The 13,188-nt window shown below is 72.7% G+C and carries 11 protein-coding genes; 4 read left to right on the top strand and 7 right to left on the bottom strand.

Going from position 1 to position 13,188, the window contains the following annotated elements; all coding sequences use genetic code 11:
• Nucleotides 1-25: 25 nt before the first annotated feature.
• Entirely contained in the window at nucleotides 26-1,012 is a 987-nt protein-coding gene (locus ACN268_RS09580) for a Gfo/Idh/MocA family protein (RefSeq protein WP_421482792.1), read from the bottom strand.
• The gene (locus tag ACN268_RS09575) at nucleotides 1,009-2,256 is read right to left on the bottom strand and encodes a M20 metallopeptidase family protein (protein ID WP_421482791.1); all 1,248 of its coding nucleotides are present in this window, start codon (nucleotides 2,254-2,256) and stop codon (nucleotides 1,009-1,011) included. Before ACN268_RS09575 ends, ACN268_RS09580 begins: the two co-directional genes overlap by 4 nt.
• A 110-nt stretch (nucleotides 2,257-2,366) precedes the next feature.
• Here ACN268_RS09575 and ACN268_RS09570 point away from each other — a divergent pair, with 110 nt between their 5' ends.
• The 3 genes from ACN268_RS09570 (at nucleotide 2,367) to ACN268_RS09560 (ending at nucleotide 5,739) form a co-directional block, all read left to right on the top strand.
• Complete coding sequence (locus ACN268_RS09570; protein WP_421482790.1) at nucleotides 2,367-3,191, top strand: amidohydrolase family protein; 825 nt, start codon at nucleotides 2,367-2,369, stop codon at nucleotides 3,189-3,191.
• 145 nt (nucleotides 3,192-3,336) lie between these two features.
• Nucleotides 3,337-4,710, top strand: coding sequence for a glycoside hydrolase family 43 protein (locus ACN268_RS09565; protein ID WP_421482789.1), 1,374 nt, complete (start codon nucleotides 3,337-3,339; stop codon nucleotides 4,708-4,710).
• Nucleotides 4,711-4,794: 84 nt separating this feature from the next.
• The gene (locus ACN268_RS09560) at nucleotides 4,795-5,739 is read left to right on the top strand and encodes a hypothetical protein (RefSeq protein WP_421482788.1); all 945 of its coding nucleotides are present in this window, start codon (nucleotides 4,795-4,797) and stop codon (nucleotides 5,737-5,739) included.
• Between the two features lie 17 nt (nucleotides 5,740-5,756).
• Here the strand turns inward: ACN268_RS09560 and ACN268_RS09555 are convergent, their stop codons facing one another.
• The 5 genes from ACN268_RS09555 to ACN268_RS09535 form a co-directional block, all read right to left on the bottom strand.
• Nucleotides 5,757-7,244, bottom strand: a complete 1,488-nt coding sequence (locus tag ACN268_RS09555; protein ID WP_421482786.1) for an MFS transporter — start codon at nucleotides 7,242-7,244, stop codon at nucleotides 5,757-5,759.
• An 86-nt stretch (nucleotides 7,245-7,330) separates the two neighbouring features.
• Nucleotides 7,331-8,593, bottom strand: a complete 1,263-nt coding sequence (locus tag ACN268_RS09550; RefSeq protein ID WP_421482785.1) for a helix-turn-helix transcriptional regulator — start codon at nucleotides 8,591-8,593, stop codon at nucleotides 7,331-7,333.
• 227 nt (nucleotides 8,594-8,820) lie between these two features.
• Complete coding sequence (locus ACN268_RS09545; RefSeq protein ID WP_421482784.1) at nucleotides 8,821-9,567, bottom strand: SDR family NAD(P)-dependent oxidoreductase; 747 nt, start codon at nucleotides 9,565-9,567, stop codon at nucleotides 8,821-8,823.
• Complete coding sequence (locus ACN268_RS09540; RefSeq protein ID WP_421482783.1) at nucleotides 9,564-11,180, bottom strand: FAD-binding protein; 1,617 nt, start codon at nucleotides 11,178-11,180, stop codon at nucleotides 9,564-9,566. The genes ACN268_RS09545 and ACN268_RS09540 overlap by 4 nt, the downstream gene beginning before the upstream one ends.
• A 303-nt stretch (nucleotides 11,181-11,483) precedes the next feature.
• Entirely contained in the window at nucleotides 11,484-11,873 is a 390-nt protein-coding gene (locus ACN268_RS09535) for a winged helix-turn-helix transcriptional regulator (protein WP_421482782.1), read from the bottom strand.
• A gap of 134 nt (nucleotides 11,874-12,007) precedes the next feature.
• Between ACN268_RS09535 and ACN268_RS09530 the strand changes: the two genes are divergently transcribed.
• Entirely contained in the window at nucleotides 12,008-12,661 is a 654-nt protein-coding gene (locus tag ACN268_RS09530; protein ID WP_421482781.1) for an NAD(P)-dependent oxidoreductase, read from the top strand.
• Nucleotides 12,662-13,188: the final 527 nt, after the last annotated feature.

Below are 13,188 nucleotides of genomic sequence, written 5' to 3'. Positions count from 1 at the left end.
TTAGCTCCTGTCACAGGTGGGGGGCTCAGGGGAGTCGGCGGACCGCGCCGCCGCTGTCGGCGCTGCCGGCCACGGCCTCGGCGACCTGCACCACGTGCAGTCCGTCGGCGAGTGGGACGACCGCCGTCGGTGCGGTGCCGTCGATCCGGCTCAGGAAGTGCCGCAGCTCGGCGGCGAGCGCGCCGCCGCCGTCGACCGGGGACAACAACCAGTCCGGTGCCTCGGTCGGCTCGCCCTGGACGAGCAGCGTGGGGTGGCCGAGGTCGACGTGGGCGACCCCGTCGGTGCCGTACACCTCGACCAGGTCCGAGGTGTGGTGGGGGGTGCTCTCGGGAAGCAGGTAACTGTTGCGGATCGACGACACGACGTCGTTGGCGTGTCGCAGCTCCGCCCACACCAGGACCGGGGTCGCCGATCCGGGTCGGGTCCGGGCCGCCGCGCGGACCTCGACCACCGGCGCTCCGGCGTACCAGAGGGCCAGGTCGATGTCGTGGACGGCGGTGAGCAGCGCGGGGTGTTCGCGCGGGAAGAGCCGGCTCAGGGTGCGGGGCCGGTCGCGGCGGGACGACACGGCGAGCACGTCGCCGAGCCGGCCGGCGCGAATCGCGTCGTGCAGGGCCCGGTGCGGCGGGCTGTGCCGCAGAATGTGCCCCGGCTGGCAGAGCACCCCGGTGCGTGCGGCGGTGTCGACGATGGCGGCGGCGTCGGCGACGGTGGTGGCGAGCGGCTTCTCCACCAGCACCGGCACCCCGGCGTCGAGCAGCGCCACGGCCACCGTCCGGTGCGCCGGGCCGGGCACGCAGACCGACGCGGCGTCCGGTGTGGTGTCGGCGAGCAGGGCGGCGACGTCGGCGTACGCCTGCGGCACCTGGTACTGCGCGGCCACCCGGGCGCGGGTCGCGGGGTCCGGCTCGACCAGGGCCGCCACCGGCACGCCGAGCGACCGGTACGCGGCCAGGTGCCGGACCCCGAACGCCCCGGCCCCGATCACGGCCACCGACGGGCGGCTCACGCCCCGACCGCCTCGACGGCGTCGGTCCGGTCACCCGGACCGGGCCGACCGGGCCCGGCGTCCCCGTGACCGTCGGGAGCGGCCAGCCGGCCGTCGAGCACCGCCCGGGTGAGCCGTTCCAGGGCGGCCACCCCGGCGCTGAGGCAGCGTTCGTCGACGTCGAAGGCACCGGAGTGCAGCGGTGCGCCGCCCTGCTCGCCGGTGACGCCGAGCTTGACGTACAGGCTGGGGCCGAGCGCGGCGAGCAGCGCGAAGTCGTCGGTGGTCAGTGGGGGCTCGGTCAGGTCGGCGACCCCGACCACCCCGGGCAGTTCGGCGCGGGCGAGCGCCACCAGGGCCGCCGCGTTGCGGACCGGGGGCATCTCGTTGGCCCAGGTGAACCGCAGCCCGAGGTCGAGCGCGGCGGCCTGCTGCCGGGCGATCCGCTCGATGACCTCCTTGAGCCGGGCGCGGGTGGCCTCGTCGTGGGTGCGCAGCGTGCCGGTGGCCTCGGCCCGCTCGGCGACCTGACTCTGGCTGGCCCCACCGGCGATCGTGCCGATGTTGAAGGCCACCAGCTCGTGCGGGTTGCGGGAGCGGGCCACCCCGGCGTGCAGCAGGTTGACGATGCCGGCGAGGCCGAGGATCGCGTCGCGACCCAGGGCCGGGGTGGCGGCGTGCGCGGCCCGGCCGGTCACCTCGAACCGGAAGGCGTCCTTGGCCGCCATCGCGGTCACCCGGTCCACCCCGATCGTCCCCACCGGCAGGTCCGGCCAGCAGTGCAGGCCGAGGACGGCGTCGAAGCGCCTGTCGCGCAGGGCCTCGTCGGCGAGCACCGCGGCGGCGCCGGAGGTCGCGCCGAACGGGATCTCCTCGGCCGGCTGGAACAGCACGGTCACCGAGCCCCGGGCGGGCGGGTCGGCGGCGAGCCGGGCGGCGACGCCTGCCATCACGGTCATGTGCACGTCGTGCCCGCAGGCGTGACAGACCCCCGGGTTGGTCGACGCCCAGGGCACCTGCTTGGCGTCCTGAACCGGATAGGCGTCCATATCGGCCCGAAGCAACACCGAGGGTCCCTCGGTACGTCCTTCGATCTCCGCGAGCAGGCCGGTGCCGGCGACGCCGGTGCGCACCCGGGCGATCGGCGCGAGCCGCCCGGCGAGCACGGTGGCGGTCTGCTGTTCAGTGAACCGCAGCTCGGGGTGCTGGTGGAGCTGCCGACGCAGCCGTACCAGATCGTCAACGTCCTCGTGCGCCTGCACCACGCGGTTCACTCCTCGCCTACGTCCGATAATCCGGACCTAATTGAGACAAGAACCTAAGCGAGGGGTCCTCCCGCGTCAATGGGCAGCTCAGAATCGGTTAGGGTCCGCCCATGGAACGCGCCGACGCCCACCTGCACCTGTTCGCCGACGGTTACCCCGGCCGGTACGGACGGTCACCGGCCGGCGGTGACGAACTCGCCGTCTACCGGACGTTGCGCCACGAACACGGCATCGCGCGGGCCCTCGTGGTCGGCTACGAGGGCGGCCCGGAGTTCACCGGCAACAACCGTCACCTCGCCCGGCTCGCCGCCGCGCACGACTGGATCGCCCCCCTGGCGTACGTTCCGGTCACCGGCGTCGACCCCGCCGGGCTGGACCGCATCCGGTCGGCGGGATTCGCCGGCCTCGCCGCGTACCTGCCGGACCCGGCCGCCGCCGGCACCTTCGCCGGGTGGCTGACCCGGACCGCCGCGACGCTCACCGGCACCGCGACGCTGCTCAGCCTCAACGCCCCACCCGAGGCCGCCGGACGGCTCGGCCGGGCGCTGGCCGCCCTCGACGGGTGCCCCGTGCTGTTCAGCCACCTCGGCCTGCCCGGCCGGCAGGCGACCGTGCCGGACCTCCCGGCCGCCGCCGACCGGCTCGCCCCGCTGACCGACCTGGCCCGGCTGCCCCACGTCGGGGTCAAGGTCTCCGGCCTGTACGCGGTCAGCGACCCCGCCGAGGGCTACCCGCACCCCGCCGCCCGGCCCTTCGTCGAGACGCTGCTGCACCACTTCGGCGCGCGCCGGCTCTACTGGGGTTCCGACTTCGCCCCCAGCCTCGACCACGTGTCCTTCGCCCAGACCCTGCACCCGGTCGGCCTCGACGGACTCTCCACCGCCGAGGCGGCCGACGTGTTCGGCGGCAACCTGCTGCGCGCCCTGGACGGCTGAGCGGGAGTCGACCGGCCCGGGGCGCGATGCGTCCGACCTGCGGGGCAGGAGGGCTCGGGCCCGCCGAGACACTTGACGTCATCGATGTCAGCGATAACGTACGGGGACCACCGCCACCCCGCCTCCACCACCCCGAGGTGACCCGTTGAAGCGTCGTACCCTGCTGTCCGCCACCGGCGCCGCCCTCGCCGGCGCGACCCTGCTGCGTCCCGCCACCGCGTCCGCCGCCCCCGGCGACGGCTACGTCATGGCCTACTTCACCGAGTCGCCGAACATGACCGCCGCCAACTACGGACTGCACCTCGCCGTCAGCACCGACGGCCTGAACTGGACCCCGCTCAACCAGAACCGCCCCGTCGCCACCCCGACGCTGGGCAGCCGGGGCCTGCGCGACCCGTTCGTCCTGCGCAGGCAGAACGGCGGCTTCGTGGTGCTCGCCACCGACCTCAACGGCACCGACTGGAACTACCAGAGCCAGTACCTGCACGTCTGGGACTCGGCCGACCTGCGCACCTTCACCGGCTACCGGCTGCTCAAGGTGCACTCCCTGGCCACCCACGCCTGGGCGCCCGAGGCGTACTGGGACCCCGGACGCGGGCAGTACGCGGTCGTCTACTCCGCCGTCACCGGCGGACGCAACGTGCTGATGGTCAACTACACCGGCGACTTCGTGACCGCGTCCGCGCCGCAGACGTTCTTCGACCCCGGCTACGACGCCATCGACGGCAGCTTCGTCAGCGTCAACGGGGTCAACTACATGTACTTCAAGAACAACACCAACAGCACCCTGCTCGGCACCCGCTCCACCAGCCTCGACCCGGGCAGCTTCAGCGTCCACACCGCCGCCATCGGCCCCGGCCGGGGAGTCGAGGCCCCGCAGATCGTCAAGTCCCACACCGCGAACACCTGGTACCTGTGGGGCGACACGTGGAGCCCCAACGGGCGGTTCTTCTGCTGGCAGACCAGCAACGTGGCGGGCGGGGCGTGGAGCCTGCTCAACGACCGGGCGTACACGCAGCCGTTGAACTCCAAGCACCCCGGGATCGCCCCGGTCACCGCGGCCGAACTCACCGCGCTCACCGCCGCCTGGGGGCTGCCCACCTGGAACCGGATCAAGTCGTACAACTTCCCCGACCGCTACGTGCGGCACGGCAACAACGTCGGACGCATCGACACGTACCCGTTCGAGCCGTACCAGGACCAACTGTGGACCCTGGTGCCCGGCCTGGCCGATCCGGCCGGGGTGTCGTTCCGCTCGGTGAACTACCCCGACCGCTACCTGCGCCACTACGACTACACGATCCGGCTGGCGGCCAACGACGGCACCAGCGCGTTCCGGGGCGACGCCACGTTCTACCGTACGGCCGGCCTCGCCGACTCCTCGTGGACGTCGTTCCGCTCGTACAACTTCCCCGACCGCTACCTGCGCCACTACGACTACCTGCTGCGCATCGACCCGCTCACCGGTGGCTCACCGGCCACCGACCGGCAGGACGCCACCTTCCGGATCGGCTACTGACCCACAGCCGGACCTGCGCACGGCACACCGGCGGACGCCGAACCCGCCCGTCGGTGCCGGCACGGCCGGTCCTATCCTGGCGCGATGTCGTACGCCGAACTCCGTGTCGACCAGTGGAACGACCGCTCCGAGGAGGCCGCCGGCCGCATCGCCCGGGAGATCGCGGCGCGGCACGACCTGACCCTGGTGGGCCTGCGGGACACCGGCTACGCGGGACGCCGGCACCGCACCGCACTGTTCGACCGGGGTGGGCTGGGGTTCGCGCTGGTGCCCGGTGGCCGGCCGACGCTCGGCTACGACGCGACGCGGTTCCACCCCGGCGCGGGCCAGGCGGCCAGCTACGCCGACAGCGCCGAGGAGTACGGCCTGCCGCCGCTGACCGAGTACGTCGACGCGATGACCTCGCCCGTGCGCGACGTCGACCTGCCGGCGATGCTGGTCGCGGTGGAGGCGTTCGAACCCGGCGAGATGCCGGTGCCGCCGGACGACCCGCGGGTCGGTGAACTCGTCGCGTCCCTCGACCACCGGGGCGACGGGGGGGCCACCGTGCGCTCCGCCGACGGGCTGACCGTCGAACTGGACGCGGCCGGCCGGGTGACCCGCGCGGTGCTGGTCGAGGAGTTCGACCACGACGAGGCGATGGCCGCCCTGGCCGACCTCGGCCTGCGGACCACCAGCCCGGACGAGTGGGAGTGGGCCTGCGGCGCGGGCGCGAGCACCCTGTTCCGCTGGGGCGACGACACCCCCGACGACTGCTACCCGGTCGAGCACGGCACCGGGCCGCACCGCACGCCGAACCTGTGGGGGCTGGCGATCGGCCAGGACCCCTACCGGTACGAGGTGACGACCGAGCCGACGGTGGTCTGCGGCGGTGACGGCGGCGTCGTCACCTGCGGCGGCAGCGGCTTCTTCCTCGGCTGGCTCACCCTCGCGACCGCCTACCGCGACGGGGACTTCGGCCGGTGGCTCGCCTCCGACGACGGGTACGCCGACGAGACCCTGACCCGGCCCGTCATCAGCCTGGACTGAGCGGCGGCGGTACCCGGTTACTCGCTCACCGCGGGGCGTACCGGCGTCGACGTGGAGTGCTCCACCCGACCCGCGCCCCGGCCCCGACGGTCGACGACCACGAGCAGCACGGCGACGGCCATCCCGACCGTCGCCAGCACCAGCGCCACGGTGTGCAGCGCCTCGGTGAAGTGCCCCCCGCGCAGGCCGGCGGGACTGGTGACGGCGATGAACGCCCCGGCCGCCGCGATGCTCATGTTCTCGGTGGACAGCCGGATCGTGTTGAACAGGCCGGCCGCCGCCCCCCGGCGACGCTCGTCCGCCTCGGCGACGGCCAGCCGGTCGATGTGCCCGGAGGGCAGCCCGGCACCCGCGCCGACGGCCAGCAGCGGCAACGCCATCGCGGGCAACGTGCTGTCCGACGACAGGGTCACCAGCCCCAGCGCGCCGAGCCCGCAGAGCACCACCGACGTGACCAGGACCGGGGTCACTCCGAGACTCCTGATCAGGATGCCGCCCACCGGCGGCAACGCGATCGTCGGGGCGGTGAGCACCAGCATCCAGGCACCCGCCTCGGTGGGGGACAGCCCCACCACGTTGATCAGGTACGACGGCAGGTAGACCAGGATCGGCACCAGCACCACCATCAACGTGCCCGCGGTGACCGCGATCGCCGTGTACCGGGGGTTGCGCAGCAGCGTCAGATCGGTCACCGGGTGCGCCACCCGGCGCTCCACGCCGACGAACAGCAGCAGGAGCACGACGGAGGCGGTGATGCCGCCCCACAGCAGCGGATGCGTCACCCCGAGCCGCGGGGCCTCGACCAGGGTCGCGATGCCGATCAGCGAGGCCCCGGTGAACAGCAGCGCCCCGGCCCAGTCGAACGGCGGGTGGGCCGACGGACGGCGCCCGGCGGCGGGCGGGCGTGCCGCCAGGGCGAGGCCGATCACCAGCGCGCCCACCATGGCGGGCACCCCGAACACGGCCGGCCAGCCCAATGTCTCCAACGCCAGACCGCTGAGCTGCGGCCCGAACGCCAGTCCCACACCGAGCAGGGTGCCCAGCAGGCCGAAGGCGCGGGCCTGGGCCCGACCGGTCAGCACGACCGACAGCAGCGCCACCCCGCCGGTCACGGTGGCTGCCGCACCGACGCCCGTGACGGCGCGGGTCAGGTTCAGCACCAGCACCGTCGGGGCGAACGCCGAGGCCGCGGAGGCGACCGCGAAGACCCCCACCCCCGACAGGAACACCCGGTAGGGACTCCACCGGTCGGTGACCGCGCCGCCCAGCACCAGGAACGCGGCGAAGGTCGCGTTGTAGGCGTTGACCACCCACTGTGCGGCGACCGTGCTGGTCTGGAGGTCGTGCTGGATGTCGGGCAGCGCGACCGACGCCCCGGTGATGGTCAGCGGGAGGATCGTGGTGGCCAGCAGCACGGCCACCGCGTGGACCTGTGCCCGGCGGTTCGGCCGGCCCCGGTGCGCCGTCGCCCCGGCGGAACCGGGGGTGGAGAGGTGACTAGACATGAAGTTCCGCCAGAGGTGTGGTCCACGGTGCCCAGGTTCCGTGGTGAGGCGATCAGGTCGGGAGGCGTCGCCGGCGACGCGGTGGGTCAACCCAGGATCAAGCGGAGTTCCTTGCGGTTGCCGATGCCGAGCTTCTTGTACACATGGGTCAGGTGTTGCTCCACCGTGCTGATCGTGATGCTGAGATCCCGGGCGATCATCTTGTTCTGCTTGCCCCGGCCGGCCAGGGTGGCGACCTTCAACTCGCTGTCGGTGAGCGTCGACAGGAACGCCACCGGCCGCCGCTCCAGCACGGTCACGGTAGCGTAGTCGCCCCCGTCGAAGTCGAGTGGTTCGGTCTGCAACCGGCGCAGGATCAGGAAGAAGTCGGGGCTCGACGAGAACCTGCTCAGCGTCGTGAGGACCGCCTCGCGGGCGCTGCTGAAGACCTCCCCGACGGTGTCGGTGGTCTGCGCGGCCCGGCTGCGGATCTCGTCGGCGCGGGCCTGGAGCGCCGCATCCACCAGGTGTACGGCGACGTCCTGCTCACCGAGCATCTGGTACCCGGCCGCCGCCGCCAGCCGCCACGGGAACAGATGCTCCAGCGCCATGCCCCACTCGGCCATGCTCCGCCCGCAGCTCATGAACCGGGTCACCGCCCCGCGCGGGTCCCCGGTGCCCAGGCAGAAGTGGCCGAAGCCGTGCCGGTACCAGAGGCTGTAGCTGGACTCGTCCATCAGCGCGGACGGGATGGTGCGCAGATGGTGCACCGCCGCGCCGATCCGGCCCAGGGTGAGGTTGCCCAGGACCACGGTCGCGAGCGGCTCGCCGATCCGGTGCGCCCAGCGCCTCGGCTGCATCATCCGCAGCGCCCGCTCACCCCACTCGACGCCGCCCTGCACGTCGCCGTCGAGCAGCGCGCAGACGGCGTGCAGGCTGGTGAGTCGGGCCCGCCACCCGATCGGGTTCTGCCCGCCGAGGCGCTGCCGGGCCGCCGCCGCGCAGCCGGCCGCGCTGGAGTCCCCGGACAGCAGCAGGATGCGGATCGCGCAGCTCACCAACCACTCGACGCCGGCCGGGATCTGGCCACTCTGGTTCTCCAGGTAGTCGCGCGCCATGCCGACGTGGTCCAGGCCGGGCCAGGCGGCGGTCATCGCGTTGACCAGCCCGAGGGTCATCAGCTGTTCACGGCTCATGTCCGCAAGGGACGTGCCGTGCCGGGACTCGCCGCAGGGATAGAGGTCGGTCAGCCGGTCGAGGGCACCGGGGAAATCGCAGGAGGCCAGCACCAGTGACTTCCACCTGTCGGATTCACGCGCCTCGGGGTGGTCGGCCAGCGGTTCGAGACTCGCCTCGATTCTCCGGAACATCCGGTCGTAACCACCGACCGGCCTGATCAGCCGCCTCGCGGAATCGACATCGGGCCGTAACCACGCCGCCGGGAACTCTTCCGGGTAATCGCCGAATAAGGGTTCGGTTGTCATTGGCCCCCCTGCCGTGCATGTCGTTCCGAATTGCGTGGCCCGCCCCTATGAAAGCACTCCTGTCTGTTCGACCGCCGCTCGTTATCCTGACGTGCCGACCGACGGTGCGGCCGTCAGCGGGAGATCCGCTCCTCTCCCGCGATGACGATCTCCGTGAAGGGGTACGGGGCGACCGGGTGCCCGGCGTTGACGATCCACGCCTCACCAGTGCGTCCCGTCGCGTACGCCCGCTCGGCGGCGGCGGCCACCTCCGCCGGTGTCACCAACCCGACACCCGCGCGCACGAGGGCGTCGCGCCGGTCGGCGAGCATGGGAGTGTCCACCGCGCCCGGACAGATCGCGTTGATCCGGATGTTGACCTGCCCGAGCGGGCCGGCGAGGGACCGGGCCAGCCCGACCACCGCGTGCTTGCTCGCCGAGTACAGCGCGTCCGGCGACGGGCGCAGGCCGGTGGTGCTGGCGGTGACCAGCACCGCGCCGCCGCCGCGCGCCCGCATCGGCGCGTACGCGGCCTGCACCCCGAACACGACGGAGTCGACGTTGGTACGCATCATCGCCCGGTACGCCTGCGGGTCGAACCCGTCACCGATCGCGGTGCCGGCGAGCACGCCCACGTTGAGGTGCACCAGGTCCAGCGCCCCGTACCGGGCCAGGGCCGCCTCGACGTACTCCTGGCAGCCGGCCGGGGTGGTGGCGTCGGCGTGCACGAAGAGCCCGTCGCACCCGTCGGCCACCGACCGCCCCCGCCCGGCGTCCCGGTCCACGATCACGACCCGCCAGCCCCGCGACCGGAAGCGGTGGGCCACTGCGGAGCCGATCCCGCCGGCTCCCGCAGTGACCACCAGGACCTGTCCGGTCACGGAGCCGCCACGCCCAGGACGTGGCTGAACACGTTGAGCGGGTCGTAGGCGGCCTTGGCCAGCTGCAGGCGCGGGTAGTTGTCGCCGTAGAACAACGTCGACCACGACACGCCCGAGGTGTTCTGGGTGCTGTCGAGGAAGTCGATGTCGGGCCAGTTGATGTACGACCCCTCGTTGCGGGCGTCCGGCGCGGGCACCCCGCCGGTCTCGGCGTACACGTCCCGGTAGAGCCCGCGCAGCCAGTCGATGTTCACCGCGTCGGCGCCCGGGTCGTCCCAGTAGCTGGTGAACGACGCGGCGATCACCGACGAGCGGTGCGCCGTCGCCGTCGCCGTCGGGGCCGTGGCGTTGATCGCCCCACCGTACGACAGCAGCGTCAGGCCCGCTGCCGGGTTGGTGTAGCCGCTCGCCGTGAGCCGGTCGAAGACCCGGCCCGCCTGCGTGTCGGTGTAACGCTGCTTCAGCAGGCCACCCTTGCTCTTGGAGCGCAGCGGGCCGGTGATGCCGAACGCGGCGGCCGTGGTCGGCAGGTTCAGCGTGGTGGTGAGCCACGGCCGGGTGCCGGTGTCGAGGATCGACGGCGTCGCGGTGACCCCGGCGGTGATCGCGCTGACGTACGAGCTGCGCAGGGTGTTGTTGCCGCTGACCGTGGGGTCGACCTGGGCGATGACCGACAGTCGGCCGTACTCGCTGCGGTTGGCGGTCAGCGCGGAGAACAGCTTGGTGCCGGTGGCCCCCGGGGCGCTGTTCAGCTCGTGCCAGGTGCCGTAGTTGGCCATGATCCGGACGAAGTCCGCCCGGGACACGTCGGCCCAGTTCCAGGTCAGGATGGTGTTGGCGACCGCGCCGGGCGGCGTCGGCAGCAGGGTGCTCGGGTTGGTGCCGGTGGCCGTGGCGCTGCGCAGCCAGAACCGGGTGACGATGCCGAAGTTGCCGCCCCCGCCGCCGGTGTGCGCCCACCACAGTTCGCGGTTCGGGTCCCCGGTGGCCCGGGTCGCCACGACGGACTTCGCCGTGCCGGTCGCGTCGACGATGACGACCTCGACCGCGTCGATGTAGTCGGCGACGATGCCGTGCTGGCGGGACAGCATGCCGAACCCGCCGCCGGTGGCGTGCCCGCCGATGCCGACGCTCTGGCAGGAGCCGCCGGGGACGGTGACCCCCCACCCCCAGTCCAGCCGCCGGTACAGGTCGCCGAGGGTGACCCCGCCCTGCACGCAGAAGGCGTTGCGGGTGGTGTCGAACGTGACCGACCGCATCTCGACCAGGTCGATGACGATCTTCGCCGCCGGGTCGTCGACGAAGTTCTCCAGGCAGTGCCCGCCGCTCCGGACCACCACCTTCTTGCCGGCCGTCACGGCCGCCTGCACCGCGGCGACGACCTGCTTGGTGGTGCTCACGATCCGCACCGACTCCGGGCTGCCCACGAAACGGCGGTTGAAGCCGCGCTGGAGGGCATCGGCGTAACGGCGGTCGGTGGGGCCGATCGTCACCGGCCCGGGAGTCTTCTGCCCGCCGGCCAGGGCGTCGACCTGGGCGGGTGCGGCGACCGCGTGGTCGCCGATCAGCGTGCTCGCACCTGCGCCGGCGATGACGGTGCCGACACCGGACATCAAGCGCCTACGGCTCAACCGGGACAAGCTTCCCCCTGGAATTGTTTGAATTGGGGTGGACGCCGCGCCCGAAGCGTCGAGACCCGGCGAGGGAACGTCAATGGGGCGCGCGGCGATGCGCTCGCCACCTGTCGAACGGACCGTAACTTTACTATGCGCATTTCACCGTCGCCAACGGTCGGACCGTTCGACAGAACCCCTAGATCCCCCCTAGGGAAATTGTGTCCTGGATCACCTGAGTCGACGCTAATGGATGTGCTGATCTGCACGTCAGGCCGCGTGAGGCATTACGAGAATGCCTGATCAGCGCAGTTCTGCCCGGGGTTGCCGGGAGTGCTCCCGGTCGTATGCCTCCTGCGCGTCGAGCATCTCGGCGAGGTGGTTCTGCGCCCACTCGACGGCCAGGTCGATGGCGGGCAACAGGGTCCGGCCCAGCTCGGTCAGGCCATAGTGGACGCTGCGGGGCGGGCCGGGCTGCTCCACCCGGGCGACGAAACCGTCGCGCTCCAGGCCGCGCAGCGCCGCGGTCAGCACCTTCGCCGTGACCGGGCCGATCTGCGCCCGGATGTCGGAGTACCGCATCGGTTCCTCCGCCAGCAGGGAGATCACCATCGCCGTCCACTTGTCGCCGATGTGGATCGGGGCGATGCCGGACGGGCAGACCGGATCGAAGCGCGAGGTGGAGTCCGTCACCGGTCCAGCCTAACGAGGTTTCCCGGAGGAAACCGTGGCGCTCGTTACCGTGGCACGCCGGTGCTGCTCGCCGGCGTACGGCCGGTACGGGCGGGCGGCATCCGGACCATCGGCATCGTGAGAAGGGACGACCAGTGACCAAGATCGTTGTGTTCGGTGCGGGCGGGAAGGCGGGCAGGGCGATCGTGGCCGAGGCCTCCAGCCGTGGGCACGAGGTGGTCGCGGTCGTCCGTGACACCGCCAGGTACACCGACCTCGCCGGCTCCGGCGTCGAGGTGGTCGCGGGTGACGTCACCGACCGGTCGCAGGTCGCCACCCTGGTCAAGGGCGCGGGTGCAGTGGTGAACGCCGTCGCGCCCGGCGCCGGGGACAGCATGGACACGTTCTTCACCGCTGCCGCGAACGCGCTCGTCGGTGCCGTCGCCGAGACCGGCGGGGGCCGCCTGGTGGCCATCGGCCTGTCGGCCTACCTCGACGCCGCACCCGGCATCCGGGTCATGGACACCCCCGGGTTCCCGGCGCAGTTCCAGGACTTCGCCAAGGCGCACGCGGCTGCGCTGGACGTGTTGCGGGAGGCACCGGCGACGGTCGAGTGGTCGGTGGTGGTGCCGGCGATGGAGTTCGACCCGGAGGGCGACCGCACCGGGACGTACCGCGCGGGCGACACCGGCATGCTGACCGACGCCGACGGCACCAGCCGCATCTCCTACCGCGACTTCGCCATCGCCGTCCTCGACGAGGCCGAGCAGGGCGCACACCCGCGCACGCACTTCGCCGTCGCCTACTGACCTCCGGTCCGGGCGTAGCGTCCTGACTGTTGGCCCGGAACGCCGCGTCCGGGCCGGCAGCGAATGGTAGAGCCGCAGCCGGGGCGTCGCCCGGCCGGCGGTGCGGGACGCGGGCCGGAGCCCGCCCGATCGGCTGCGCGGGATGGGTGCGGCGGCGGATCGGGCGGGTGGCCCCGAGTCACCCCGCGACCGGCCCGGGTCGGGCGTCCAGCACGGACGCGATCACGGTGCCGGCGCGGGACGCAGGTCGGGGCCCGGTTGCGGCCTCCGCCACCGGCTCCCGGTGCGAGGGACGGCCGGTGGCGGAGGCCGTGGCGCACGCCGTCGGTCACCCTCCCCACGCCCCGGACACCATGCCGGCAAGTCATCCGTGCATCCCGGTCGCCGGCCCCGGCCCGTGACCACCCCGGCCCGGTTGCGGGCGCTGAACGCCGGGAGGTTTCCCGCGGTGCTTTCCGTGCCGTGCCGGATTACCGCCGTGTCGACTGCCGGCGGACGTTTTCTCCTCCCGATTGTTCGGCGCCGCC

Source organism: Micromonospora sp. WMMD735 (assembly GCF_049178995.1).
In the GTDB taxonomy this organism is placed as follows: domain Bacteria; phylum Actinomycetota; class Actinomycetes; order Mycobacteriales; family Micromonosporaceae; genus Micromonospora; species Micromonospora wenchangensis.
Note: the sequence above shows the minus strand (reverse complement) of the source record. Positions and strands in the feature narration are given on the sequence as shown.